This is a genomic window from Niastella koreensis GR20-10 (assembly GCF_000246855.1).
GTDB classification, from domain to species: domain Bacteria; phylum Bacteroidota; class Bacteroidia; order Chitinophagales; family Chitinophagaceae; genus Niastella; species Niastella koreensis.
Window position 1 is genome coordinate 7,632,259 of sequence record NC_016609.1, and the last position, 26,002, is coordinate 7,658,260.

General features: G+C 43.9%; 22 protein-coding genes. 9 read left to right on the plus strand and 13 right to left on the minus strand.

Translation table 11 applies throughout. The features are described from left to right. Positions 1-24 precede the first annotated feature (24 nt). Positions 25-411: a RidA family protein gene (locus NIAKO_RS30280; protein WP_014222287.1), complete on the minus strand. Its 387-nt coding sequence runs from the start codon at positions 409-411 to the stop codon at positions 25-27. Between the two features lie 108 nt (positions 412-519). On the opposite strand from NIAKO_RS30280, the gene NIAKO_RS37330 reads away from it, so the two are divergent. The 3 genes from NIAKO_RS37330 to NIAKO_RS30295 are packed head-to-tail and all read left to right on the plus strand — an operon-like array spanning position 520 to position 2,727. Then, entirely contained in the window at positions 520-1,152 is a 633-nt protein-coding gene (locus NIAKO_RS37330; protein ID WP_014222288.1) for a TMEM175 family protein, read from the plus strand. Positions 1,153-1,167: 15 nt separating this feature from the next. After that, positions 1,168-1,509, plus strand: coding sequence for a HopJ type III effector protein (locus tag NIAKO_RS30290; RefSeq protein WP_014222289.1), 342 nt, complete (start codon positions 1,168-1,170; stop codon positions 1,507-1,509). Between the two features lie 60 nt (positions 1,510-1,569). Further along, positions 1,570-2,727, plus strand: coding sequence for a geranylgeranyl reductase family protein (locus tag NIAKO_RS30295; RefSeq protein ID WP_014222290.1), 1,158 nt, complete (start codon positions 1,570-1,572; stop codon positions 2,725-2,727). A gap of 281 nt (positions 2,728-3,008) precedes the next feature. Here NIAKO_RS30295 and NIAKO_RS30300 read toward each other — a convergent pair whose 3' ends face one another. Then, positions 3,009-3,284 carry a hypothetical protein gene (locus NIAKO_RS30300; protein ID WP_014222291.1) on the minus strand — a complete coding sequence of 92 codons (276 nt, stop codon included), beginning with the start codon at positions 3,282-3,284 and terminating at the stop codon, positions 3,009-3,011. A gap of 250 nt (positions 3,285-3,534) precedes the next feature. Between NIAKO_RS30300 and NIAKO_RS30305 the strand changes: the two genes are divergently transcribed. Both NIAKO_RS30305 and NIAKO_RS30310 read left to right on the plus strand, forming a co-directional pair. Next, a complete protein-coding gene (locus NIAKO_RS30305) occupies positions 3,535-4,374 on the plus strand; it encodes an NAD(P)-dependent oxidoreductase (protein ID WP_014222292.1) in 840 nt (279 codons plus the stop codon). 55 nt (positions 4,375-4,429) lie between these two features. Next, the gene (locus tag NIAKO_RS30310) at positions 4,430-5,401 is read left to right on the plus strand and encodes a class 1 isoprenoid biosynthesis enzyme (RefSeq protein WP_041347490.1); all 972 of its coding nucleotides are present in this window, start codon (positions 4,430-4,432) and stop codon (positions 5,399-5,401) included. A gap of 99 nt (positions 5,402-5,500) precedes the next feature. Here NIAKO_RS30310 and NIAKO_RS30315 read toward each other — a convergent pair whose 3' ends face one another. Together NIAKO_RS30315 and NIAKO_RS38810 are read right to left on the minus strand one after the other, a co-directional pair. Continuing rightward, complete coding sequence (locus tag NIAKO_RS30315; protein ID WP_014222294.1) at positions 5,501-6,022, minus strand: host-nuclease inhibitor Gam family protein; 522 nt, start codon at positions 6,020-6,022, stop codon at positions 5,501-5,503. 61 nt (positions 6,023-6,083) lie between these two features. Next, the gene (locus tag NIAKO_RS38810; protein WP_014222295.1) at positions 6,084-6,563 is read right to left on the minus strand and encodes a hypothetical protein; all 480 of its coding nucleotides are present in this window, start codon (positions 6,561-6,563) and stop codon (positions 6,084-6,086) included. Positions 6,564-6,815: 252 nt separating this feature from the next. Here NIAKO_RS38810 and NIAKO_RS37335 point away from each other — a divergent pair, with 252 nt between their 5' ends. Next, on the plus strand, positions 6,816-7,715 hold the full coding sequence (locus tag NIAKO_RS37335) for an XRE family transcriptional regulator (protein WP_014222296.1): 900 nt from the start codon (positions 6,816-6,818) through the stop codon (positions 7,713-7,715). Here the strand turns inward: NIAKO_RS37335 and NIAKO_RS30330 are convergent. The 3 genes from NIAKO_RS30330 to NIAKO_RS30340 form a co-directional block, all read right to left on the minus strand. Next, positions 7,697-8,947 carry an erythromycin esterase family protein gene (locus NIAKO_RS30330; protein WP_014222297.1) on the minus strand — a complete coding sequence of 417 codons (1,251 nt, stop codon included), beginning with the start codon at positions 8,945-8,947 and terminating at the stop codon, positions 7,697-7,699. The two genes, NIAKO_RS37335 and NIAKO_RS30330, sit on opposite strands and share 19 nt — an antisense overlap. A 62-nt stretch (positions 8,948-9,009) precedes the next feature. Further along, on the minus strand, positions 9,010-9,675 hold the full coding sequence (locus NIAKO_RS37340; protein ID WP_014222298.1) for a zinc ribbon domain-containing protein: 666 nt from the start codon (positions 9,673-9,675) through the stop codon (positions 9,010-9,012). A gap of 48 nt (positions 9,676-9,723) precedes the next feature. Further along, on the minus strand, positions 9,724-10,854 hold the full coding sequence (locus NIAKO_RS30340; protein ID WP_014222299.1) for an RtcB family protein: 1,131 nt from the start codon (positions 10,852-10,854) through the stop codon (positions 9,724-9,726). A gap of 135 nt (positions 10,855-10,989) precedes the next feature. Between NIAKO_RS30340 and NIAKO_RS30345 the strand changes: the two genes are divergently transcribed. Continuing rightward, the gene (locus NIAKO_RS30345) at positions 10,990-11,721 is read left to right on the plus strand and encodes a protein phosphatase 2C domain-containing protein (RefSeq protein WP_014222300.1); all 732 of its coding nucleotides are present in this window, start codon (positions 10,990-10,992) and stop codon (positions 11,719-11,721) included. A 3-nt stretch (positions 11,722-11,724) separates the two neighbouring features. Here the strand turns inward: NIAKO_RS30345 and NIAKO_RS30350 are convergent, their stop codons facing one another. Next, a complete protein-coding gene (locus tag NIAKO_RS30350; RefSeq protein WP_014222301.1) occupies positions 11,725-12,072 on the minus strand; it encodes a VOC family protein in 348 nt (115 codons plus the stop codon). 469 nt (positions 12,073-12,541) lie between these two features. Here NIAKO_RS30350 and NIAKO_RS30360 point away from each other — a divergent pair, with 469 nt between their 5' ends. Further along, positions 12,542-13,036 carry a hypothetical protein gene (locus NIAKO_RS30360; RefSeq protein ID WP_014222303.1) on the plus strand — a complete coding sequence of 165 codons (495 nt, stop codon included), beginning with the start codon at positions 12,542-12,544 and terminating at the stop codon, positions 13,034-13,036. A gap of 88 nt (positions 13,037-13,124) precedes the next feature. Here NIAKO_RS30360 and NIAKO_RS30365 read toward each other — a convergent pair whose 3' ends face one another. The 5 genes from NIAKO_RS30365 to NIAKO_RS30385 all read right to left on the minus strand — a co-directional run bounded on the left by NIAKO_RS30365 (position 13,125) and on the right by NIAKO_RS30385 (position 22,759). Then, entirely contained in the window at positions 13,125-14,588 is a 1,464-nt protein-coding gene (locus tag NIAKO_RS30365; RefSeq protein ID WP_014222304.1) for a glycoside hydrolase family 30 protein, read from the minus strand. A gap of 17 nt (positions 14,589-14,605) precedes the next feature. Continuing rightward, complete coding sequence (locus tag NIAKO_RS30370; RefSeq protein WP_014222305.1) at positions 14,606-16,066, minus strand: glycoside hydrolase family 30 protein; 1,461 nt, start codon at positions 16,064-16,066, stop codon at positions 14,606-14,608. A gap of 56 nt (positions 16,067-16,122) precedes the next feature. Then, positions 16,123-17,637: a RagB/SusD family nutrient uptake outer membrane protein gene (locus NIAKO_RS30375; protein ID WP_014222306.1), complete on the minus strand. Its 1,515-nt coding sequence runs from the start codon at positions 17,635-17,637 to the stop codon at positions 16,123-16,125. Positions 17,638-17,662: 25 nt separating this feature from the next. Continuing rightward, entirely contained in the window at positions 17,663-20,800 is a 3,138-nt protein-coding gene (locus tag NIAKO_RS30380; RefSeq protein ID WP_014222307.1) for a SusC/RagA family TonB-linked outer membrane protein, read from the minus strand. A gap of 216 nt (positions 20,801-21,016) precedes the next feature. Then, the gene (locus tag NIAKO_RS30385; RefSeq protein WP_014222308.1) at positions 21,017-22,759 is read right to left on the minus strand and encodes a cellulase family glycosylhydrolase; all 1,743 of its coding nucleotides are present in this window, start codon (positions 22,757-22,759) and stop codon (positions 21,017-21,019) included. A gap of 215 nt (positions 22,760-22,974) precedes the next feature. On the opposite strand from NIAKO_RS30385, the gene NIAKO_RS30390 reads away from it, so the two are divergent. Beyond that, the gene (locus tag NIAKO_RS30390; protein ID WP_081195791.1) at positions 22,975-25,932 is read left to right on the plus strand and encodes a ligand-binding sensor domain-containing protein; all 2,958 of its coding nucleotides are present in this window, start codon (positions 22,975-22,977) and stop codon (positions 25,930-25,932) included. Positions 25,933-26,002 lie beyond the last annotated feature (70 nt).

Below are 26,002 nucleotides of genomic sequence, written 5' to 3' on the forward strand. Positions count from 1 at the left end.
AGGATTTGCGCTTTTATATTATACTTATTTACTTATTATCGCTGTAGCTTCTACTTCCAGTAACAGGTCTGGTTTCACAAACTGGCTTACTTCCATTGTTGTCGAAGCTGGGGGTTGAGCAAGATTAATATACCTGTCTCTGACCTTTCTGAATACGGGAAGGTTAGCAACATCTGTTACGTAGTTTGTCAATTTGACTACATTCTCCATGCCTCCACCGGCTTTTTCCATAATACTTTTAATAGACTGGAAAATATGCTCAGCCTGTTGTTCAAAATTATCCTTACCAACGGTATTGCCGTCAGCATCGAAAGCAACCTGCCCGGATAAAATAACCATTTTGGAAGCACCCAGGTCAATTTCAACATATTTTGAATATCCAGCGGCTGCAATGTCCTTAAACTTAACCATGATAAATTCGATTTTTGATGCAAAGATTACACTAAATTGAGAATTTGTACCTTTCTATATAGCTCATTATTTTGGCTTTATAGTTTATCCTCAAAATTAATCTACTCCGTGAAAGATTTTATAAAAAAGGAAATAGCTTTTGAACGGGTAATTTTCTTCAGTGATGCCATTGTAGCCATTGCCATCACCCTGTTGGCGTTGAATCTAAAGCTGGAGCTCCCTGTAGACCGGAGAGTAAGTTTTGCAGACCTGCTGCTGCCCTGGCGAAATTACCTGGCTTTTATTCTTTCCTTTATCAATATCGCAGGCTTTTGGCGTACCCATCACAACGCATTCCTCTACATTTATAAAATGGACGACCGCATTATGTTTGTGAACACCTGCTGGCTGTTCCTGATAGTTACCTTACCTTTTGCCACCACCCTGGTTAGTAGTCATTTCGGGCAAACTCCGGTGATCTTTCTCTATAGCCTGAACGTACTGGGCCTGGCCATTCTTCAAAATTCCATCTGGGATTATGCCGACAGGAAAAGCTATGTTGACAAAGAAAAATTGTCTGAAAACTTAAGAACCCGGTTTCGGCTTGTTTTCAATTTAGATATGATCAATAGCCTGATCTGTGTGGTGCTCTCATTTTTTCTTCCTACGCTTGCGTTTGTATTCCTGTTCTTCAAGTTGCCCATGTTCCTGTTCGGCACCTTTTATCTGGTTGGAAAAAGAAAAAAGCAATTAACTGGTTGAGCTTACATTTGCGGCATGAAAGAACAATTAACTACCCTGATCAAGAATTTAAAGGATAATTCCGTTTCGTTCAAAGATGTGATTGAGTTTATTGAAACTTATTATACCCATCAACCCACTGCCTTTAAAAACGGGGAGGCTTATAATGAGGCCACTCAAAATCAGGGTAGCGCCAAAGTGTTTTCATTTGCGCAGTTAAATAACCTGAGTAAGGAAGACACACTTTATTTATTTGCAGAACACTATCAATCAGTCTTAAATACGCCCAGCGGAACCGACCATCAGAACATCAGACAATTTATGGCGCATGGCTGGCCGGGGATCGCTTTCGAGGGACAGGCCCTGGCTGCGAAATAGTTATTCTGCCTGTAATAATGGGCAAAAGACTGTAATATTACGAGTTCAATTCAATATCAAATGAGCGCAACAGCCATTCTTTCAAATAGTGATCATTACGATGTAATTATAGTAGGCGCGGGCCCCGCAGGCTGTGCCTGCGCTATGGCGCTCAAAAATTCCGGTTTGCGGATAGCCATTATAGACAAACACCAGTTCCCCCGCGATAAGGTATGTGGCGATGCGATCCCGGGCCGGGCTATTAAATTTCTTCATGAAATAGATCCTCAATTTGCTTCAAGACTGGCTGACTTTAGTGAGAAGCTGCCCACCCGCAGCACGCTTTGTTATTACAACAACAAGAAACTTGATTTTACCTGGACCCTCGAAGCTTATACTGTTACCCGTGAGCATTTCGACAATTTTCTTTTTTCGCACCTCAAAAACAGCCATGAGATCCACACCCTGGAAGGCATTGCGATAAGTGATATTGTAAGGTATGAAAAAGGATATACCGTAATAGCAAAAAACAGTAACAAACGATATGACTGCACCATGCTGATTGGCGCCGATGGCATCAATGGTGTTACGGCTAAAAAACTCACCGCCCGTGAAATGGACAGAAAGCATCATGTTGCGGGTGTGCGGGCTTATTACAGCGGCGTTACAGGCATGGAAGACACCTGTACAGAAGTATACTTCGACAGAAAATACCTGCCGGGATATTTTTGGGTATTCCCTGTTAAAGGCGGGATGGTGAATGCAGGCATGGGCATTTTATCCGACATGGTTGTTCGCAATAAAATCAACGTCAAAAACGCCTTTTACGATTTTATTGAACGCTCACCTGTTTTAAAAGAAAAGTTTAAAAATGCCCAACTCGAAGGAACATTACAGGGCTGCGGCCTTCCCATGGGTTCACGATGGATAACAATGAGCGGGGATCATTTTTTATTGGTGGGCGATGCTGCCTCGCTGATTGACCCGGTTAGCGGAGATGGGATAGGCAACGCCGTTCTTAGTGGTAAACTGGCAGCGGAACAGGTAAAACAATGTTTTACTAATAAGAATTTCAGTGCCTCCTTTGTAAAAAGTTACGATCACATTCTTTATAAAAGGGCGGGAGCAGATATGCGTAGAAAAACAAAGGTGCTGAAAACTATGGCCCGGATGCCCTTCCTTTTTGAGGTCGCATTTATTGTTGGCCAGAACCGGGTTATAAAAAAGTTTATGAAGTAAGCGATCGAATTCATTCTACGCTTTTGCTAACAAAAAAGACCCGACGATAATGTCAAGGTCTGATTGTCTTTGTGCGTATCGTACTATTTTTTTCGTTTCGCTTTCCTGTCTCCTGCGGTCTCATTATAAAGCAAATCCAGCACTATCTTTTTATCAATCCCAATTAACCACGCAATGGCGTAAATGTGTTTAAGCGTAAATCTTTCCGGGCTTACAAAAAGGCCCGGCGCTTTCGTCCGGAGCCTGATTTTTCTTTGCGGTATCTAACTTTTTACAGGAATTTATTTCTTCCGCTTTACTTTCTTTTCTCCGGTCTCTTTAAAGAAAAACTGCAGCATCACTTTATTATCAACGCCTATCAGCGAAGCTATTGCGTAAATATCATCTAATTTAAATTGCCCCGGGTGCAGGATCAGTTTGTTGAAAGTTATATGGTGCATACCCAGGTCATGGGTCAATACAGTTTTAGGCAAGATGTCCAGGAGTTCCGCCAGACTATTTAACTGGCCGCTTGTGAGTAGTTTATTTAATGTATGATAGCGGGGGTCCTTCGCCATTTCATAAAGAAATGAGGAAATTTTGATATACGCCTCAAATATGTCACATAATGACTATAGAAAGTACGTATTGTACATTTTTAATGTCATTCGCTGACGTAGAAAGTATGTTTTGTATTTTCTTCAGCATCGTAATTACTTTCTTCCGGTTTTGACGAATTTCTACTGTTTCCATGACAGGGGGCAAATTGATAGGCAATCAGGATATTGCGATTTCTGTGAAATCCCCAATCTTTGCAAAAACATTGTCATGAAAGCATTTTTAGGAATGGGACTATTGGGCTCGAATTTCGTTCGGGCTATGATAAAACAGGGAGAAACCGTTCAGGTTTGGAACCGGACCGCCTCGAGGGCGCAGGAGCTGGAAAAAGAAGGCGCCAAAGCGTTTATATATGCGGCTGATGCCGTTAAAGGCGCTACGGAAATTCACATTACCTTAAAAGATGACGCTTCGGTTGACGAGGTACTGAAAGCAGCCGAACCAGGCCTTGCCCCAGGCGCCATCATTATAGATCATACTACCACTTCAAAAGAAGGCGCTATAGCCAGAACCAGGGACTGGAAAGAGAAAGGATTCACTTACCAGCACGCGCCTGTTTTTATGGGGCCCATCAATGCACTGGAAAGCACAGGATATATGCTGATCTCGGGCGATGAGGCGATTATTACTGCGCTTACTCCTGCTTTGTCGAAACTGACGGGTACGTTGATTAATTTTGGCGAAGAAGTTGGGAAAGCTGCCGCCATGAAGCTGGCCGGCAATGCCTTCCTGGTTTGTTTAACCGTTTCCCTGAAAGACACACTTACTTTATCAAAGTCACTGGATATTTCACTGGACGAGCTGCTTAAATTATTCAGCATGTGGAACCCCGGCACGCTTATATCAGGCCGTTTGAAACGCATGGCAGCCCCCGATCAAAGCAAACCCTCCTGGGAACTGAATATGGCACGCAAAGACACCCAGCTTTTCCTTGACGCTACCCAACAAGCAGGCAACGAATTGGTGCTGGTGCCCGTTATTGCTGCCCTTATGGACAAATTCATTAATGATGGTTTTGGCTCCCACGACTGGACGGTGATTGGAAAATAATACCTTTACAATGCACAAAAGCCCTTCAGTTAATAGTGTCCGTATCCTTAGCACAATGCTTGTCATTTACCGGCGGGTTAAAAAACAGGAACGATACCTTAAAAGCTATCTTCCCAACCTGCTGGTCAATATAGTGCCGGATTATGAGCAAACATTCACTGACAAGGACATTAAAAGAATTACCAAATACTGGCAACTCGCGTTGAACCTGGTATGCGATAACGTATATAAATTAACCGGGTCAGCATTAAGCGGGGAAGAACACAAGCGAATTATTTTGCTGAGTGTATTCGGGCCTTTGTTCGATGATCTTTTTGATGATCACATCCTGAACTATGAGCAGATCACTTCGCTGGTAACAGGCCCGGAAGCATACCTTCCGATAAACAAAACTGATAAGCTGGCAAAAGACATATACCTTGAACTGTTGCGCGGTATACCCAGGCGACAACACTTCATCGGGCATTTGCAAGCGGTTGCTCACTGGCAACAGGAATCATTGAAACAATCAGACAATACTATTACAGAAACAGCACTGCAGGAGATCACTTACAAAAAAAGTTATTATGCAGTGCTGCTTTTCTGCGCACTGCTGGACAATTACCCCGATCAAAAAATACTGGAGATCCTGTATCCGGCTGCCGGTCTTATGCAGTTGACCAATGACGCTTTTGATGTTTGGAAAGATATACACAAGGGGGTTTACACGCTTCCCAACCTGTACCGGAACTTAGATCAATTACAGCAATTGTTCCTGGCCGAAACAAGCGCCATTAATCAACGGCTATGGCAATTGCCATATCCGGTAAAGGCCAAACAAACTTTTGCCATCATTATTCATTCTCTTCATGCCATGGGGTGGATGTCGCTGGAGCAACTAAAACAGGTTACGGCAGGCGTTACCAATATTGATGAACTGAAGCAACTAAGCCGGAAGGAACTGGTATGTGATATGGATAGCCTGCAACAACAACTGAAATGGCTGCGACACATTCGCACTTTTACCAATTACGTTGATGAGGAATAAAGGAAATAAATGCCATTCTGTGGAAACAGAACGGCTCTACTTACTAGCTATGGTACAAGAAAATTTTTAATCAGAGCCTTAAACACTTTTCTATAACCTTTATGCAACGCGAAGCAATGATTGTAATTTTGCTTCTACAAAAAATGTTTCTTCCTGTACAACATCAACAAAACAGGTTTTTTGCAGATCCTGGAATTGCGCTTCCTCACGCATGGATATAATGGCTTCTTTGTCGAGCTCACATTTAACACGCACTAAAGAAGGGAATTTTTCTTTTACCATGTCAAGCACATCTTCCCAACTAAATTTTCTATCCTTGGTAACTTTTGGCGTTCCTGTGCGAAAACCGATCACACTATGTAATAACTCAACACTTTTGCGTTTGCCCCAATTGCTTTTCTGCTCTTTCGCGTAAGTTTCCAGCACTTCCATTTGCCGCTCCTTTTCCATATTGAGTTGAATGATCTCATCCTGGAATTGATCTCTGATCCTGTTTATGCGATCGTTCAATTGCGATTCAATAACTCCAAGCCGTGCAGATACTTCAGCATATTTGGCAGACGCATCCTGGGCTTCATCATAATTTACATTGATGATCAGTTTCTTTTTTTCGCGGAACATAGTTGTAAGATTTATGGTTTAATAATTAGTTAATTCGTTTGGGCAGACATGAAAGAAATGACTATAATTCTTCAAAATAACTTTTAACCGGTTCGTAATATTTCAGGAATTTTTCATCCTGTACGTTCAGCCAGTTATAGCCGCTTCTTATTCCTTTAATTACGCCTGCATGATCTGTTGCCCCTGTAAGGTTTGCCAGCATGCTGTATGGAATGTGCGGGAATTTTTTCTTACCAACCATCCACAACAGTTTGCGCATGGTTGGTCTGTCGTTCGCCCTGCTTTTATCACTCACCCAGGCCATCTGAACATTCCAGCAGTCGCACATGGCTTCAAACAACTGCTTCACATCATCCTCCATCATTTTATTTGAATAGCGAGGTATTAATACTACCTCTATGCCGGCTTGTTGCTGTATTTCATATTGAGCACGCGTGATTACGTGACTCACGATTGATAATTCTCTCCTTGTATGCACATTCATGGTACTTCCGTTTTTGTAAGTTGGCGTGTGATTCTTTTGTAAAAGCATATGTGTCATAATCTTCGGTTTTTATACAGTTAATAAAATCGGTTAAACAAGTTTCCCGCATGGAAGGACCAATCTGCACTAGAAGTGATAATTTTTGAGTCAAAGCCCGGGAGAAGAAGTCGATTTTTCAGGCTTTGTCTCGTTTCCATGGTACGGTTTCGTTGTTTTTTGCATACTTTAGCTCATTGCATCATTTTGATACAGCAAATATATGCCTCATTTTTTGACAATTCTAATTTTTGAGGCAAATAATTTTAAATTATGTCAACTTTTTTTGCAAACAATCTTTCCTTCTTAAGAAAGAAAAAAGGGCTGACTCAGGCGGAAGTGGCCACTGCATTGGGTTTAAAGCGTAATACCTTCTCGAATTACGAAACAACTCATTCAGAACCAGATTTGGGTACATTAGAAAAAATTGCCTCATTTTTCGACATTTCTATAGATGAGCTAATTAGTGTGGATTTGTCCAAGGGTGGCCTGGTGGGGTATAAAACAGAAGAAAACAACGAAAATTCGGTAAACGATAGTCCCGGTGACAAAAACCAACTATTACCTCCAGGGGATGAAGAGATGCCTGTTTCTGTTGTAGGCAGCACCCTTTTTCCGTACCGCCGGTTTCAGGCACCTAAATATATTACTGTTGATAGCCAGGGCGAAGAGAATATCATATACGTGCCCGTAAAAGCCAGGGCCGGCTATATGTCCGGCTATGGCGATCCTTTATTTATCCAATCTTTATCTGCTTACAGATTGCCCGGTTACACCAATGGCACTTACCGGATCTTTGAGGTGGAAGGTCATTCCATGTTCCCTACTTTACAGGATGCTGACCGCGTAATTGCCCGCTGGGCCGATATTTCCGAGGTTCGTGATGACCGTGTATATGTAATTGTGACCCGCTTTCAGGGTGTATTGATCAAACGCCTGATCAACAGGTATCATGAGGGAAAGATCATTGTAAAAAGCGATAATAATCAAACCGGCGAATTTCCCACGATTGTACTGGATGTGGAAGAGGTTGCGGAGATCTGGTATGTAGTTGAACGCTGGACAAGGCAATTACCCGGCCCCGGCGAAATCTATAAACGCCTGGTGAATATTGAAGCCGAGCTGGCGATGTTGAAACAGAAAATGGGGCAGGATCAAACACCAAATGGATAGGTCTCAGGCATTTGATTACCTGTAGATAAATGCAATGGATGCAATGCCTGCGTGGTATCAAAAAACACAAAGGCATCGTAACGATCGCTCATAATAGTAGGTACATAATTACCATACTTTTCGCGCTGCGGATGGTACACCACACCAATAGCCCGGTGCCCAAGTTGCCGCTCGAACAGCTCGCTTGTTTCTTCATTAAAAAGTATATAGCGATTGTGGTCGCCGCGTAAGTGCAGCGCTTCTTCTATGCTGCCTTTTCTTGCAGGGGGCACATCCATTTCTTCCATGGGCGCCCCCCAGGCGTCACCGGCTATAACAGTTCCTTCATAGGAACCAAAGCCAACGAGGTATACATCCTCTATACCATATCTTTTTCTTCCCAGTTCGCCAATATTCACCATGCCGGCGCTTTTCATATCAGTAGCCCTTGCATCGCCAATATGCGTATTGTGCTCCCACACAATTCCTTTGGCTGCAGGCCCATGAAATTTCATCAACCGTTCCAGCGTCTCCATCATGTGCGTATCGCGAATGTTCCAGCTTTCATTATCGAAACCAATCAGGCTGCTGTAATATTTTTCTGCGTTTACTGCAATCAACGCATTTTGCTCTGTGTTGAATCCTGCTTCGCGGTCGCCATCCAGGAACTGGGCTTTCTTTCTTATTTCTTTCAGCAATGACATCACTTTATCGCGGCAATTATGTTCTTTTAATGAATACGCATAAGATTGTTCCCTTTCACGGAAAGGTTCAAAACATTGGATGGCTGCTTTTACCGACAGGGATGCACCCGGATCTTCCTTATCAAGATAGTTAACCATGGCCTCCATGGAATCCCAGAGACTATACACATCGAGCCCATAAAAACCAACTTTCTTATTTATATTCAAATGTTGATTATGTTCACGTAACCATTCGGCCAGAGCTGCGGTTTCCCAATTTGCCCACATCCAGGTGGGCCATCTGTCAAATACCTGCAATACATTATTAATTGAATCGCCGGCATCTGTATAGCCTTTTACAAACCGGTTTATTTTATAACAATCGGGCCAGTCGCCCTCGACTGCAATAAAGTTAAATCCGTGCTCTTCAATTAATCTCTTTGAAATGGCTGTTCGCCAGGTGTAAAATTCATGCGTGCCGTGGGAGGCTTCGCCCAGCATGACGATCGTTTTGCTGCCGGCCTCATTAATCAACGCATCGAGGTCGCCGGAACTGGATAAATTATGCATGTGCCCTTTTACTAATTGCAGCAATTTTTACGCCGGGGCAATGAGGGCTGTTTAAACACCCGCTATTCTTCAACCGGAACAGGCTGTTCAAAAGGACTCTTTGTTTTCAGAAACTCTTTATCTGCTTCTGACTTAATGGAGATCGCTAATGCGGTAGCTTGTCGCAGATTGCCGTCGCCTCTGTAGGCTATGGATTCTACGTCGGTTATATCCGGCCTTATAGTGAGGCTTAAAACAGTGAGATTAACTTTCAGTCCTTTTTTAATTTCTCCTGATACGACATCGCCAACAATATAAAATAGTCCGTCAATGATCTGAAAAGCGCCGGCAATTTTAAATTTTCCCACTTCTTTATATTTACCTGTTTCCAGGTCTTTTCCATGCCAGGAGAAACCACAGTACCGGCATTGTTTAGCTTCCGGCGTACGGGCCAGTTTGCCACATTGGGGACACTTATTAAAGAATATTTTATCTGCACTCTCCCTATATATTCTTTCTATCGTATTTGTTATGAATTGTTGAAAGCCTTCTTCTAAAAGAGCCAGCACCGCCGGGTCCTTCGATATTTTTGAACGAATCATTTCTGGCTGGTTCTCAGGCCCGTCTCTTTTAATGCGTTCACCAAACCGGTACGTTATTTCATAATGCAATAAAGCAGCATGTTCCTCAGCAGTCATAAACTTCTGATAGTAATCCCAAATATATTCTCTGGTTGATTCGTCTAACATAATAAGCTAAATTAACAAATGGAGCCGATGGCTCCATTTGTAGTTGCGTTAAATTTCCGAATACTTAATTGTTACCACGGGAATGGTTTGCGTTACCTTTTTAAGGTATGGCTGATGTTTGAATATATCAACCGAATCCTTATAGGCAAAATCAAACTCCTGGACATATCCCTGGGGAAAATTACCCGACCTGTCTAACAATTCAGCAAACTGTTCCTTAAAAGCTTTGCGTTGCTTTTCTTTCAAAACAGTTTTCCAGTACTTCATGGCATCAAAGCGGGATAACTTTCGCCCGGCCCCATGCGCACAGGAATACAGCGCATTCCCCGCACCTGGTAAATCCGCTGGCTGCACCAGTAAACTTCCTCTCGACATCGAGAGTGGAATTACAACTGTTTTACCTTTTTCCAGTTCCGTACTTCCCTTCCGGTGTACTATACGTTGTTCTTCAAACCGCAGATGATTGTGAATGGAATCTTCCAATAAATAAGGTGTTCCATTCATTGCACCTGTGTGATCCTTCCCTTTAAAATTGGCTTGCAGGTAATTTCTGTCAATTGCTTCTTTGTTACATTGAATGTAATTCGCATTCTGTAAAAAGATCAATGTTTTAAAACAGAAATTCTTTCTTCGCTCATAGCCAAATTGTAAAGTATCGTTATAGTACTTCAGAAAATCAGCTGTCAAAAAATCGGTATGCACAAAATCCACCGCCTGCCCATACTGAAGGGAAAAGTCTCTGGTTAACTGAATGCATTGCTGATACAGGGCAATTCCCCTATCCCTGGTACCGGTATGGCAAATAATGTAGATCGCGTTCGCGTCTTCTTCAATAGAAAGAAAGTGGTTGCCGCCGCCCAGGCCATCATCTGTCATTTTTTGATGGGCGAAATTTAATGCCCGGTAATGAGCATCCTTATCAAATGGCCGGCGCCAGTATTCTTTGTCTATTTTAAGATACATTACCCCGCACCCGATATCCTTGCCGGTTATCAGGGGATAACAATAACCCGATGTTTCAAAGGCCACGCCTACCGGCAATGCCTTTTCGCTGCAGTAATGGATATCGGTAAAAGCACAAATATTGTTTACAAACGGCTTCTGCGCATACTGCCGTAACTGATCCATAGCATTTTGTTCAATGCTATTGGTATCACAATAGAACGCAATAGGTTGCATGTTCTTTAATTTGGAATAAAAAAGATTAGATCGTGGGACGTTGGTAGGAACATCTGCCCCTTACAGAGATGTCAGCAGCCGAAATTATCGGTAGTGCAAAGGTAGAAAATCTCCTTAATTTTGCAATATCCATTCATGACATTATATACTACACTAACAATTGGAGAAAATCACACCAATCATTGCGAAGACTATTTAATAACCGCCGAAATTGGTAAAGAAAAAATCCTTTGCGCCGTAATGGACGGCTGTACAATGGGTACAGACAGCTTTTTCGCGGCTACTTTAACCGGAAAGCTCCTTCGAAAAATTGCGAATGAGTATAATTATAAAGAATTCATTTCAAAGCAATCCGTTGATTTGCAACAAACCCTGGCAGGAATTTTAAGGCAGTTGTTTCAGGAACTACGGGAGTTAAAAAACGCCATTCAACTGAAAAGGGAAGAGGTTTTGAACACATTACTGATTGCTGTTATTGTTAGTAATAATGCAACGGGGGAATTTCTTTGCATCGGGGATGGGCTAATTTGCCTTAATGGTGATTTTTTTGAATTTGAACAGGACAATAAACCAGATTACCTGGGCTACCATTTACAGGAGGATTTCGACACCTGGTATGCCAATCAACAACAAAGGGTTTCGGCACAGCAAATACGCGATTTTAGTTTGGCAACCGATGGCATCTTTACTTTCAGCAGGTATAACAATCAAACTTATCAACAGGCAGGCAATGTAGCCGAGTTGCTGTTAATTGATAAAACGGGCTGTCAGTCTCCCAATATGCTGGAACGTAAACGCATAGATATTGAAAAAGAATGGGGACTTAAACCAATGGATGACCTTGCTATTATCAGGGGAATTTTATAAATACTACTTCTTATACAACTCAATCCTTCGCCCGTCAGGGTCTTTAATGATGGCCATAAACCCATAGTCGGTTTGAATGGGCTCCGATACAAACTCAACACTCCTTTCTTTCAATGTGGTCATCGTGTTATCGAAATCGTCAAGGGCAAAGCCCAGCCGCAATTCTTTATCGGCTTCGGTTTGCCCTTTGGCCAGGGGATAAATTTCAAGTATCGTATTCCCTACAGGCGCAGAATAGTGGTAGGGAGACTTTCCGTGTTTATGGTATTCAAATGTTAATCCCAGTAATGTATAAAAGTTTGCCAGTCGTTCAATCTCCACTGTTCTTATAACAATCAGCCTTATTTCCATGCTACAATATAAGGCTTATTCACTTCGTAATGAATTGACCGGATTTGCCACTCTGGCTATCTGTGCGGTTTGGATACAGCTGGTGTTCTCTTTCTGCCGTACCTGTATATAATAGAAAAGAACTGCCGTTTACTAACCAGGCAAGCTGGCAGTAACAGCAGCTCAAAAAAAAATAAAAATTTTTTTAAAGGAAAAGGCGATGTAACAATTGAGCATTACAAGATGATAATAATTTTTTATATCCTTTCACAAAACTGATAACCGTGCAGTATTGCCAATAGGCGTGTTGTTTTTGCCAATAAGTGTGCAGGTGACAAAAACCTGGGAACCAATAAAACCCGGGAAAACAGCCCCTTTCACAATTGCGTACCCGAAACTTGAAGCAATAAGCGTAATAACGGATAACAATAAATGTTCACCCACCCCGTTTCTATGGCCCAAAAACATTTATCACCCCTTAAAAAAAAGTATGAAAAACAAAACTTTTCGCTTACTGGGATTATCTACTGTATTTGCTACTGTATTAACCATTGGCTTTACCAGTTGTAAAAAAGACAAAGACGCCAATAGCCCGGCTCTTGGAATGTCTGCTACTATTGGCACAACCGCCTTTAAACCAAAAGCTGTAGTGGCCACTCTTCAAAATGGTTATATAGAGGTAGTAGGCGGAGCGGTTATGCCAAGCGACTCTTTAGTCATCGAGGTATTGTTCCAGGATACTGCGAAATTAAATACCAAGCTTACCTTTGCCCAAGCAGAAATTGAAATGGCTACTATTAACACTTCAAAATTGTATGATAGTTCAGATCCAAGGTCACATGGCTCTGTTACTGTTACCACATTGGATAAAACCAACAAAAAGGTAGCTGGTAAATTTGAAGGAGTAATTTATGACGCATTTGGAGGCAATGACAGTCTGGTTGTAAAAGATGGTACGTTTAACACTACCTATATAGCCTATTAATAAGCCTGAAGAACCGATCTTATAAAACGCGAGTCCCGCCAAATGGCGGGACTCTTGTATTTGTAACTACTGTATAGAAAAAAAGTTATTACTCTATAACCAACGTGGCTATTGAATGTGGCAAACTGGTTACATCTGCCGCATTGCCCTGTAACCAAACTTTATAAGCTACTTCATCGTTCGAGAGGTTCAACACTACCACCACCATTTTACCATCAGGATTTATAAATGCAGTAGTAGTTAATTTATCACGGCTGCTGGCCGTGCCAATTCTGCGGGCGCCTGCCTTTACAAACTTCGAGAAGTGGCCTAAATAATAATAGGCGTTCGTATAGATCAACTTGCCTGATTTTGTATCGGCATGCACGGGTGCAAAACAAAAATTCCCCACATGGTTGGGGCCACCGGTTTCATCCAGCAACACGTTCCAGTCGGTCCAGGCGCAGGTGCCGCTGTTGAAGTCGTTTACCATGGAAAATCCATAGCGCTCACCAATTGACCACGATTCAATCCGGCTCAGATCAAATTTCTCTACACAACCTTCGGTAAACACCAGGTTCTTATCAGGAAACGTTTCGTGGGTTCTTCTCAGGTTATCGAACTGCATGGCGCTGCCAGTCCAGGTTTCGTACCAGTGGTAACCAATACCCCATACATATTTGGCGGCTGCTGGATCATTGAGGATGGTTGTGGCGCGCTGAAACAACAGGTCGCGGTTGTGGTCCCATGCAATAAGTTTTTTGCTGCTCAATCCCTGTTGCTGCAGGGTTGGGCCTAAATATTTCTTTATAAAATCTCTTTCATCTTCTGCTGAAAAAATACATGACTCCCATTTTTGTTTTGCCATGGGTTCGTTCTGCACGGTAAGGCCCCAAACGGGAATGCCTTTGCTTTCATAGGTCTTGATGTACTTTACATAGTAATTGGCCCAGCTTTGTTTGAACTCTTCTTTCAGTTTACCGCCATGCAGCATGTCGTTGTTGTCTTTCATCCAGGCTGGCGGGCTCCAGGGACTAATAAATAATGGCAGTTTACCGCCTGCTGCAGCCATGGCCCTTTTTATCATCGGAATGCGAAATTTTTCATCGTGGGCTATATTGAATGTTTTCAGGGTGGCGTCATTGTCGGCAACATACGTGTAAGTATCGCTTGAAAAATCGCAGCTGTTCATATTCGTTCTGATAAGCGAATAACCAATTCCCTTGTCGGGATTGTAATAGGCATTTATCAACTCTTCCTGGGCTGCTGCGGGCAATTTGGCTAAGGTTTCAGCACTGGCATCGGTAATGGCGCCGCCTATCCCGGTAATGGTTTGAAACTTTTTTGCGTCGTCAATAAATACACAGGGCTGGGTTTCCAATGGCTGGCCAAATGGGGCAAGGGTCAGGGTAGCTGTTTTTGAAATCCGGTAATCGGTTTTCTCAGCTGTGGTATAAACCGTAATAGTTTTATAGGATGGTTTCGGATAAGCCTTAACGGATGTTTTCTGCGCCTGCGCACTGAAAACGGGGGTAAGGAAAATTAAAAACGGGACAGAAAATTTCATCATCATTATTTCATTTTTACAGTTTACCATACAAATGTTCCCACGGCGCCACCATACAGGCTGGTAGTTACCATTTTGCCATTGAATTTTATATTGAAAGGTTCCGTATCGGTTCCCTTGTTCAAAGCTATCAATACTTTTTTACCTTCCGGATTTTTGAACGCTACGGTTACAATATTACCTGCATCTACTGACCCTATTCTGATTGAACCGGGACGAACAAACTTGGATGCATGCGCAATAATATAATAGGACACATTGCGGGTAACGGTTGAACCTATTGTAAGGGCGCCCAAACAGGTAGTACATCCTCCGGGGGTATGCGGGTTGTAACCGGCATCTGCAGCCAGGTTCCACTCCAGCACATTACGGCTCCAGTTACGGGTAGCCCCAATGATCAGGTTCTCTACATGCCATTTCAGATCGGTAGGAAAGTTTCCAGGGCCACCTACCCATTGTTCAGTAAAGTAAACGGCTTTGTCGGGATACGCATCATGCACCTGGGTAAGCGCTGTAATGCTGCCGCCATACAGGTGAAAGGCAGAACCATTTACATAGGGCTTCGCACCGGCATCACTTAAAACAGTGATCGGATAATCGGGCTTGTCGGCATTGTGATCGTAAGCGATGATCTTGGTATTAATACCGGCTGCGGCAAAAGCGGGCCCTAAATTATTTTTGATGAAGGTGGCCTGCTCTGTGGCCTGCATTACCATGCTGGGATTGTTACCGCCATGCAGTGGTTCGTTCTGTGGAGTAATAGCATCGATGGTGATACCTTCGGCCTTCATGGCCTGAATGTATTTCACAAAATAATTGGCGTAAGTAGCATAACATTCCGGCTTCAGGCTGCCGCCTACAAAGCTGCCGGTGCTCTTCATCCACAACGGGGCCGACCAGGGTGACCCTAATATCTTGATGGCAGGATTTAATGCAACGATCTTTTTCAGGATGGGTATCAGGTCCTGCTTTTCCCTGTCAATGCTGAAGTTGGTAAGGTTGGGGTCGGTTTGCCCTGAAGGCATATCATCATAGGTAAATGTAGAAGCGCTGAGGTCTGAAGCGCCAATACTTATACGTAAATAACTTATTCCAATGTTGGTACTGTCCCACAAAAAAAGCTCCTTCAATAACGGGTCAAGGGTAGCCGCGGGCAGGGAATTCAGCAGGGAAGCACTGCCGCCGGTTAAGGTGTACCCAAAACCGTCGATGGATTGAAAGGTTTGTGTGGTATCAACTTCTATGGTGGTGGCAGCACTACCGCCAGCTGAAAATACCAGCTTTACATTCTGTTTATTGAACAATACATCCCGGTCGCCACGGGTTAAGTAAAAAAGTACATCACTTGCAACAGGCGGATCTGGTGTAGGCGGTGGATTTTCTTTAACACTGCTCTTTTTACAGTCGCCGCCCAGCATCATACAAAACAACAATACTACAGGGTTGAACATACTATATGGGGGATTTCTTTTTACTGACTTCATTGGACAAGTTTTGATAATAAGACCTGCCAGGCGACCCAGCAGGCCTTATTATTCCTTTATTGATAATTCGGATTCTGCTGAATTTTTGTACCCTGTGTTTCCCTGAACGGAATCGGGAATATCTCATGTGTGCCTTTCTTAAACCCTCTGCCTGCCAAAACTGTGGGCGCATCACCCCATCTTACAAGGTCGAACCAGCGATGCCCTTCACCGGCGAGTTCGGCCCGGCGTTCTGTTTTAATAGCATCCAGGGTAACGGGCACAGAGGGCAAGCCAACCCTGGCCCTTACTGCATCCAGCAACGCCTGTGCTCTGGCGCCGGTAGCGCCTAATGCTTCGGCCTCCATTAAATAGGTATCGGCCAACCGGATATAATAGGTATTCTGACGATAGTTCAATTCTGAAGCTCCACCGCCTTTTGATACATCTACTTTACGTGGAAGGAATTTATTCAGGAAGTAACCGGTATTCATGTAACCTGCAATGTATTTTGCCTTACCAGCAGTTTGCAGAGCATTCAGATCCAGTAAAGTGGCATCTTTACGGGGATCGTTCTTAATGAAATTATAGAAGTCCTGCGTGAACACCATAAAGCTCCAGCCCGATGGAAGGTCCGGCGCCGAAGCATCTATCTTTTCATAACTTCTGGGACCAACCATAACATTGGCTGTATTGCCCTCGTCGTTACCTGCACCCCAAAAGCTCCAGTCAGAATTACCAGCGGCGCTGTGTGTTTCCTCGAAAATGCTCTCACTGTTGAACTTGTTCGAAGGCACCCACAGATCGCTGAAATTGGTGAGCAGTTTATAACCATATGCACTGGTACCGCCGGGTGTAGCACCATTTACATCGGCCAGCTGCTGGGCTGCCTGGGTATTCTTTTTTTCATAGAGGTATACTTTTCCCAATATCGCCTCGGCTGCACCTTTTGTGAGGCGGCCGCCATCGGTTGCAACATTTATTGTAGCAGGCAATACGGTAATTGCTTCAGTAAGGTCTTTTTCAATTTGTGCATATACATCCTCTGGTTTTGCCTGGTCTACATTAAACATGTTGTCGTTGGTTAACGGTTCCAGGATCAATGGAACGTTTTTAAACATGCGCACCAGGTTAAAATAATAATGGGCACGTAATGCTTTTGCTTCCCCTGCAAACCTCGCTTTCAACGTTTCATCCATTACTGTTTTGGGCAATTTCTGCAATAACAAATTGGCCCTGGCTATACCCTGGTAGGGATCGTTCCAATAACTGGCAGCCATCAGGTTCGAGGTCATGGTGTAATTGGAGAACGCCTGTAACTGGGTGCCATCGGTTGCGCCGCCACCACCGGCATAATGATCGTCAGAACCTGAATTCATGAGCGCCAGCATATTTTCAAACCCACCCGAGTTCTTTCTTAATGGATCATAAACTGCTACCAGCGCTGCAAATGCCTGGTCCTTGTCTTTGTAATAAAATTCAGAGAGGAACTGGCCCTGCGGTGTTAAGTCAACAAAGCTTTTTTTACAAGCCGCCAGGGTATTTATTGCGATAATTGCTATTATTAAGTAATTTATTTTTATGGTTCGCATAACCTTTAATTAGTTGTGTTAATAATTAGAATGTCAATTGAACACCGCCGATGAATGAGCGGGCCTGTGGGTAAACACCTCTGTCTACACCAAATACAGCACCACCAATTTCAGGGTCATAACCGGTATACCCGGTAATGGTAAACAGGTTTTCAGCTGTGAGGTATACGCGCAGCCTGTTTGCTTTGATCTTGCTGATAAGCTTTTCAGGCAGCGTATAACCAAATTGCATCAGCTTAAACCGGGCATAATCTCCTTTTTCCAGGTAGAAATCCGACATGTTTGTAAAGTTGCCATTGGGGTCGGAAGTTGACAGGCGTGGAAACGAATTTGAAGTGCCTTCACCTGTCCAACGGCCCAATACTTTTGTTTGATAATTGGCGTTGCCAATATCCAGGCGGCGCAGCCCCTGGAAGATCTTGCTGCCTGCAGTACCCTGTAAAAAGGCCATGAAGTCAAAACCTTTGTAACTCGCATTCAGCGTTAAACCATATGTGTATTTTGGAAGGCCGTTACCCAAAAATGTTTTATCCAGGTTATCACCAGTGAAGTGTCCATCACCATTTACATCCACCCATTTAAAATCACCTGGTTTGGCATTGGGTTGAATCAACTCACCGTTCTTGTTTCTATAAGCATCGATCTCAGCCTGGTTTTGGAAAATACCTGCGCTTTTAAATCCAAAGAAAGAATTGTAGGCCTGACCTACCTGTGTACGGGTTATAGCGCCCATTGTTTGAAAGCTGGCATCGCCGGTGATGAAATTAGCATCCCGTTGCACATAGACGATCTCGTTTTTGAGATACGAGAAATTTGCCATTACCCCAAAGTTGAAATCCTTGATACTCTTGCGGTATCCCAATTCAACTTCCACCCCCTTGTTTTCCATATTGGCAATATTGGCTGCCGGTGCATTAGGCACACCCACATACCCGGGAATAGGTACCTGACGTAAAATGCCGTTGGTCTTTTTAATATAGTAATCGAAAGTAAGCGTGAGTGATTTTATCAGCTGGGCATCGAAACCAATATTGGTTTGTGATGTTTGCTCCCAGTGCAGGTCCCTGTTATCGAGCGACAGTGGCCCGTAACCATTGGTAATAACATCTGATGTGCCGTACGTATAGTTGTAACCGCCGGAGATTACAGAAAGATAACGGAAATCTGCAATGGCGTCGTTACCCACAACACCATAACCACCTCTCACCTTCAGGCGATCGACCACTTTTTGAGCCGGCCAGAATGCTTCGTTCGATACGTTCCATCCTACAGAAAAAGATGGGAACACCCCATATTTCTTGTTCATCCCAAATCTTGTTGAGCCGTCCTGTCTGATGATACCGGTGAACAGGTATCGTTCATCATAATTATAGCTCACCCGCGAAAACAGGGAGGATAATTTGTGTTGAACAAGGTCAGATGAGGTAGAGTTCCTGTTGGCCTGGGAAATATCAAAGTTAAAAGAGGCGTCCTTGTAACTGGTGATGGGCAAGTTATACAAGGTAACACTCGACGCACCGCCGATGTTTTCCACATAAGCGCCCTGACCCGCCAGCACCGTTAAATTATGTTTTCCGAAACTATTGTTATATGTTATCGTATTCTCAATATTCCAGTTGAAGCTGTTGTTATTTGCTTTATTATAATTATTCTGAGAGGTTTTTACTGTTGCACTGAGGTAATAAAATGGAGTAAAACCTGTATTGCCCCAATAAGCGAGCTTTCCGCCCATGGTAGATCTTACCTTAAAGTGTTTGCCAAGCGCTGCTTCCAGCCAGGCATTGCCCACAAAGTCATCGCTCCAGTTATATTGCCCCAGGCGGGTTTGAATATATGCCTGCGGGTTACTCATTTCCTGGCCAACATAGGAGGAGATGCCGTAGGGATTTCCACTGGCGTCCCTTATTACCGGGTTGTTGCTGTACGGGTTGGCGCCTGCAATTGCCGGATCGGTTACTACCAATGGAGTTGTAGGATCGAGGTTGATGGCTGAAGACAAAGGGCCGCCAAACTCACTGTTGGTATTGCCAAGGCCAACAGTTTTTTGATGGGAGTAACCGAGGTTTTCACCAAACGTGAAGATCTTACTGATCTTATGTGTTGAGTTGATCCGGAGGTTTTTGCGGGTATAGTTGGAGATGGGCCCGGCAACGATACCTGCCTGGTCCTGGTAACCGAATGAAAAATAAAAGGTCGATCTGTCGGTACCGCCACTCAAACTTACTTCGTGTGAAAAGCGGGCTGCATGATCATTAAAAATAGCATCCTGCCAATCGGTGCCAGCCCCCAGTGAGTTAGGATCGGCAAACACTTTTGCACCACCACCATTTACCGATTTCTCGTTTATGATAGTAGCATATTGAGTAGCATTTAACAGGTCCAGTTTTTTAGCTACGCGCGAAACACCATAAAAACCATTGTAGCTTGCAGTTAGTTTGCCGCTTTTCCCTTTTTTAGTGGTAACCAGAATTACCCCGGTAGCCGCCCGCGTTCCGTAAATAGCTGCAGAAGCGGCATCTTTCAGTACTTCAATCGATTCAATGTCGCTTTGGTTCAGGTAGCCGATACCGCCCTGGTCAACTACCACCCCATCAACAACCCACAGTGGATTGTTATTATTATTGTCTTTACCATCGTTAAAAGTGGTAACACCACGCACCCTGATGGTAGAAACGGAACCGGGTTGACCATTGTTTTGTGCAATGGTTACACCGGCAACCCTTCCCTGTAACGCCTGCTCAATGCGGTTACTGGGAACATTTTCGAGGTCTTTGGCTTTTACACTGGAGATGGCGCCTGTAACTACTTTTTTACTGGCAGTACCATATCCAATTACCACTACTTCGTCGAGCCCCGTTGCAGCCCCTACATCTTCCAGTTGTACATCAATGGAACCGCTTTCGGGAACAGACACCTCTTTGTTGCTCATGCCAACATAAGAGATCACCATCGTTACTTTACGACTGGGAACATGAATGGAGAACTTACCCTCCTGATCGGATGTAGTGGCAATATTAGAGCCTTTAATAGCCACTGTTGCCCCCATCAGGGGCTCCCCGGTTTTAGCAGATACCTTACCGGTCACTAAAATTTCCTGTGCGAATACAGGCAGAAGAACAGCCTGTAATACCAGCACTGCAATGACAAAGCGCAGAATTTTCATATGCAAGTCAGTTGTTAGTTAATAATGAACAAATCGAAAATCTAAAGTAGAACCTTGACAAAGCCTGGCCTAAAAAGGCGCCCCATCAATACCCCATCAATGGAGGGGGTAAGCGCTTCCATGCGGGTTTTCGCCCCCTCTTTACCACATCATCCATCAACTTTGCCCGGGAAATCTTCGATACTTCGACTTCGCTCAGTATGCTCGCTCAACTTTTTATTTCACTTCTGTGAACTGCATATCTCCTAAACTCATATCGCCTGCATCGATATAAATGCGAAGGTTATTCGGTCCTTTTTTCAATTCTATATCGTTTATTTCGAGTGCCTGCCAGCCGTTTGCTTTGGGTACTGCAATTTGTTTGGCGGTTTTATTATTTACCAGGAAGGAAAGTCTGGCATCTTCTTTCGCCGGATTGCAATTCAGTTTTATCTGGTAATGCCCGGCTTTTACCACATTCAAGGTGTATTGCAGCCATTCGCCGGCTTCGGTATGGTTCACATAATAACTATCTGTAGTATGGTCTGCGGCAATATCCACCCCATCATTCCGGTATACGCGGCCCTGGTTACCCCCTCTTACCCCGTTTGAAATGTGGTAGTCGGCCGTATCCTTATCAAAGTAGGCCGCGCCATTTCTACCCAAATCGTAATCAACTGATTTTACAACGGCACCATTTTGGATCACATTCGCTTTAAACGGAATTGTCGTTTGGGAATATGGCTGTCTGAACAGGGCATCCAGCACATCTCGTTTGATGGTGGTGTTCTCCAGTTTTAAAGCGGCGGCCAGTTGCATTACCCCGTTATAGGCTTCCGCGGCAGTGGGGCGGGGTCCCCGGTTCCCCCAGTAGGCAAGCACCTTGTCGTAATCTTTATTGGAATGCACCTGCATGGGATTGTTGTTACCCAGCTTTTTCAATGGCCACCAGGCCCAGCCAATATTGTTTACTTCCAGCAACTGCACCGCTTCGGTAAACCAAACGTTTGAGTTTTCGCCGGTTTCACCCAACCACACCGGCACCTTGTATTTATCCCGGGTTTCCAGGATGTTCTTTATGGATCCGGTGGTATTGAAACTCCAGTATTTGTGAAAGCTCAACGCCATATTATTATCCCAGGTGGGCAGAATACCATTATAATTATTACCCCAGCCGTTTCCTTCTATTATAATAAGGTGCTTTTTATCTGCTTCGCGAATGGCTTTGGTAATGTCCATCATCAACTGTTTCAGGGGCTGGTTTCCTTTTTCCTTCAAACCGTTCTTATCATTGGCCAGGTCTTCAAAGCCCCAGTTGGGTTCATTTAAAATATCGTAACCGCCAATATTTGGTTCGTTGGCATAGCGTTCGGCCAGCTTTTTCCAAAGGGCGATCGTTTTCTGGCGGTTGGCTTCACTTTCCCAAAGCGATGGTTTAGCAGGGTCGCGGTCAGAAATATTCAGGTCGTTCCCCTGGCCACCGGGCGCCGCATGCAGGTCAAGTATAAGGTACATCTGGTTGGCTTTGCACCAGGCCACCAGGCTGTCTGTGATGCGAAAGCCCTTATCGAGCCAGGTTTGTTTGCCAGCTTCAGGTTCCTTGTCAACCGGCAGGGTATATAGGGCATAGTGCATGGGCAATCGTACAGAATTAAAACCCCAGGCTTTCATTGAATCTATGTCAATACGGCGAGTATGGTTGGCCAGCCAGGCATCATAAAATGCGTTCGTGCTTTCTTCTCCAATCAGGTCGGCGATGCGTGCTTTGATCGTATGCTGCATTCCCTGGCCATTTACCTGAAGCATATATCCTTCCTGTAACATCCAGCCTCCCAAACCAACGCCGCGCAGCAAAACGTTTTGGCCTTTTTCATTCACTATCTGTTTGCCACTGGCGTGTAAAAAACCCTGGGCCCTGGTTTGAGGGCGTACCAGAATTATAAGGAGTAACAACAAGGTCGTTAGCCGGATGTATGCCATAAGAATTTTTTTTAATGCGGGGGTCGTTTATGGCTAAATTATAAATATGCCAATCAAATCTGCGTTTTGGCACCACATCATTACCACATCAAAAAGGCCTTAAATTGTTAAAACACAACTACTTTACCACTTCATCGCCACATCCGCCCCCTTTTTTATATTTCACATTTACCTAACTTAGTGTGATCACGTATTCAAAGCCCTCAATTGCTGTCATGATGAGAAAGTTATTGCTAGCCATATGCTGCTTTAGTGTGCTTATTGGGCATACCCAAAATACCATTGGCCTGCCTGAGATCATTAACTATCCCAAGCAGAGTTATAACGCCGGCACCCAAAACTGGAAAATAGCCCAGGATAAAAAGGGTCTCCTGTATGCGGCGAATGATGAAGGCCTGTTAAGTTTCGATGGAAGTTTCTGGAAGAAATATACATTACCAGGCGGAACGGGGGTTCGTTCCCTGGCTGTTGGCAACGATGGCCGCATTTACATTGGCTCGCAGGGTGAGATCGGTTATTTTGAACCCGGAAAAAATGGCAGGCTTCAGTACAAATCCCTGAACGACCTGATCCCGGAAAATGAAAAGGATTTTACCGACATCTGGGACGTGGTGCCGGTTGGGAATGAAGTTTTTTTCCGCTCTTATCGAAAGATCTTTCAACTGCAGAATGATAAGATCACTGTTTTCGGCAACCCGGCCTGGAGTTTCCTGGGTTTACATCAAAACAAACTCATCAGTAAAGCCTGGCAAAAAGGACTGTTGCAATTTGAGAACGGTACCTGGGTGCCTTTTTCCAAAGCCAATTTTTTTCCCGAAAAAGCCGAGATCACCGCCATCGTTCCGCTGGTGGGCGATAGTTCGCTGTTGTTGACCAAGCACCATGGGTCCTACATTTTACACGGCGAAGACATCATCCCTTTTGAAACGCCCGACATGCGGCTGATCAATGAAAAGAACCCCTACAGCGCAGCCGTGATCAATCAAAACCAGATAGCCATCATCACCAACCTCGCCGGTTGTTTTATTATAAACGATAAAGGAGAACTGGTTCAACGGCTTTCCAAACTGGATGGCCTGCAAAGCAATAATATTCTCAGCGTTTTTGTCGATGGCAAAAAGAACATCTGGCTGGGGGAGGACAATGGCATCGACTTCATTGCCTACAACAACGCCATCAAACATATTTACCCCGATTATCAGGAGCATAGCTCAGGCAAAGCGGCGGTTATTTTTAAAAACAATTTATACATTGGTACCTCCAATGGCGTTTATGCAGCCACCCTCGCTGACCAAAAAGACATGGGTTTTATTAAAAGCAAATTTGACCTGATCCCCGGCCCCAAAGGCCAGGTGTGGAACCTGTGTGAACTGAATGGCCAGCTGGTGATGGGGCATAACGATGGCTTTTTTGTGATCGAAAATAAAACCTCGCGCAAGATCGACAGCAGTTCGGGCTTCTGGACCTTTTTACCCTTAAGCAATGTTACGCCCTCGCCAATTGTTATGGCCGGCACTTATAACGGGCTGAACTTTTACAATTTTGCCAATGGCAAATTCACCAACCCCGAAGTGCATTCGCATTTTGAATCGGCCCGTTTTGTAGCAGTTGATAATGATATTGCCTGGGCGGCGCATCCATACAAGGGATTATATAAGATCATGTTGAACACTGATGCTAAAAAGCCACCCTACACTGTTTACAAAGACACCAAAGGCATTTTATCCAGCAACAACAACCACATTTTTAAAATAAAAAGCCGGGTGGTGCTTACCAACGACAAAGGCATTTTTGAATACAATGCCCGCACCGATGATTTTGAACCATCCACCTTTCTGCAAAAGATCTTACCCAAAGTTCCCATCCGCTATTTGCACGAAGACAATAACGGCAACATCTGGTTTGTGCACGATCGCCACCTGGGCGTAGCTGACCTGAGCGGCAAACAACCCCAGATCATTTACTTTCCTGAACTGAACAATAAGATCACCGGTAATGGACTTGAGTTCGTTTATCCATACAACAGCAATAATGTATTTGTTGCCGCCGAAGAGGGTTTCTATTTAATCAACTACGATCAATATAAACAATCCAGGGAAGAGATCCCCATCCAGATAAGCGATGTACGCATTGTAAACAAAAGAGACAGTACCATTTTCGGAGGTTATTTTATTAAGGAAAGCGAACAGCAACATTTGATGAACGAGGAGGCGCCTGAAATTCAATATGCCTGGAACTCTATTCACTTTGATTATTCCTCTCCCTTGTATGGCAAGCAATCAAGCATCGAGTTTTCTTACTACCTCGAAGATTTTGACAATGGCTGGAGTACCTGGACAAAGAAAAACGAAAAGGATTATACGTATCTCTCGCCCGGCACTTATACATTCAAGGTAAAGGCAAGAACGCATGAAGGCCGGGAATCTGTAATTGCCTCATACAAGTTTACCATCCTGGCGCCCTGGTATCGCAGTCGCCGGGCTTATTTACTGTACACCCTGCTGGCCATCCTGTTTATCTACACCATTTATAAGTGGCAAAAGAAAAAATTCATTGTGCAGCAGCAAAAGCACGATGAGGAACGGCGCCGCATGGCTTACCTGCACCAGTTGGAAATAGAGAAACACCAGGAAGAACAAAAACAACTGATGTACCTGCATCAGCTGGAACTGGAGCGCAATGAGAAAGAGATCATTCGCTTGCAGAATGAAAAGTTACAGTCGGAAATTGTAGTAAAAAATAACGAGCTTGCCTCTACCACCTTTAACCTGGTGCAAAAGGGTGAAATGCTGATGAAGGTGAAAGAAGAATTTGTGCGCATGAAAAAATCGAGCGACATAGATAAGGACTCCGATGACTATAGAAAGATCCTGCGCATGCTGGGCGACGATAAAATGAAAAAGAACTGGGAACAATTTGCCGTTCACTTCGATAAGGTGCACAGTAATTTCCTGGTGTCGTTAAAAAGTACCTATCCTTATCTCACCGCCAGCGATCTGAAACTCTGTGCCTATTTACGCCTGAACCTTACCAGTAAGGAAATAGCGCAGATCATGAATATTACGATAAAAGGCGTTGAACTGGGCCGCCACCGGTTACGGAAAAAATTAGGTATTCAGCCGGAGGTGAATCTGGTTAATTTCCTGTTGAACTTTCATTCGGAGATAAATTAGTAAATAAAACAGCCGTTGCAGGTTACAAGTTCCAGGTTACAGGGTTATATTAAATTGGTTTTTCCCTGTA

Excerpts from the sequence above, each read along its gene's own strand:
- NIAKO_RS30280 (WP_014222287.1), bottom strand. The coding sequence starts at position 411 with ATGGTTAAGTTTAAGGACATTGCAGCCGCTGGATATTCAAAATATGTT.
- NIAKO_RS38810 (WP_014222295.1), bottom strand. The coding sequence starts at position 6,563 with ATGACACATATGCTTTTACAAAAGAATCACACGCCAACTTACAAAAAC.
- NIAKO_RS30370 (WP_014222305.1), bottom strand. The coding sequence starts at position 16,066 with ATGAAGTCAGTAAAAAGAAATCCCCCATATAGTATGTTCAACCCTGTA.
- NIAKO_RS30295 (WP_014222290.1), top strand. The coding sequence starts at position 1,570 with ATGAGCGCAACAGCCATTCTTTCAAATAGTGATCATTACGATGTAATT.
- NIAKO_RS30360 (WP_014222303.1), top strand. The coding sequence starts at position 12,542 with ATGAAAAACAAAACTTTTCGCTTACTGGGATTATCTACTGTATTTGCT.
- NIAKO_RS30310 (WP_041347490.1), top strand. The coding sequence starts at position 4,430 with ATGCTTGTCATTTACCGGCGGGTTAAAAAACAGGAACGATACCTTAAA.
- NIAKO_RS37340 (WP_014222298.1), bottom strand. The coding sequence starts at position 9,675 with ATGTTAGACGAATCAACCAGAGAATATATTTGGGATTACTATCAGAAG.
- NIAKO_RS30340 (WP_014222299.1), bottom strand. The coding sequence starts at position 10,854 with ATGCAACCTATTGCGTTCTATTGTGATACCAATAGCATTGAACAAAAT.
- NIAKO_RS30380 (WP_014222307.1), bottom strand. The coding sequence starts at position 20,800 with ATGAAAATTCTGCGCTTTGTCATTGCAGTGCTGGTATTACAGGCTGTT.
- NIAKO_RS30330 (WP_014222297.1), bottom strand. The coding sequence starts at position 8,947 with ATGCATAATTTATCCAGTTCCGGCGACCTCGATGCGTTGATTAATGAG.
- NIAKO_RS30385 (WP_014222308.1), bottom strand. The coding sequence starts at position 22,759 with ATGGCATACATCCGGCTAACGACCTTGTTGTTACTCCTTATAATTCTG.
- NIAKO_RS30315 (WP_014222294.1), bottom strand. The coding sequence starts at position 6,022 with ATGTTCCGCGAAAAAAAGAAACTGATCATCAATGTAAATTATGATGAA.
- NIAKO_RS30390 (WP_081195791.1), top strand. The coding sequence starts at position 22,975 with ATGATGAGAAAGTTATTGCTAGCCATATGCTGCTTTAGTGTGCTTATT.
- NIAKO_RS30345 (WP_014222300.1), top strand. The coding sequence starts at position 10,990 with ATGACATTATATACTACACTAACAATTGGAGAAAATCACACCAATCAT.
- NIAKO_RS30300 (WP_014222291.1), bottom strand. The coding sequence starts at position 3,284 with ATGGCGAAGGACCCCCGCTATCATACATTAAATAAACTACTCACAAGC.
- NIAKO_RS30350 (WP_014222301.1), bottom strand. The coding sequence starts at position 12,072 with ATGGAAATAAGGCTGATTGTTATAAGAACAGTGGAGATTGAACGACTG.
- NIAKO_RS37335 (WP_014222296.1), top strand. The coding sequence starts at position 6,816 with ATGTCAACTTTTTTTGCAAACAATCTTTCCTTCTTAAGAAAGAAAAAA.
- NIAKO_RS30290 (WP_014222289.1), top strand. The coding sequence starts at position 1,168 with ATGAAAGAACAATTAACTACCCTGATCAAGAATTTAAAGGATAATTCC.
- NIAKO_RS30365 (WP_014222304.1), bottom strand. The coding sequence starts at position 14,588 with ATGATGATGAAATTTTCTGTCCCGTTTTTAATTTTCCTTACCCCCGTT.
- NIAKO_RS30375 (WP_014222306.1), bottom strand. The coding sequence starts at position 17,637 with ATGCGAACCATAAAAATAAATTACTTAATAATAGCAATTATCGCAATA.
- NIAKO_RS30305 (WP_014222292.1), top strand. The coding sequence starts at position 3,535 with ATGAAAGCATTTTTAGGAATGGGACTATTGGGCTCGAATTTCGTTCGG.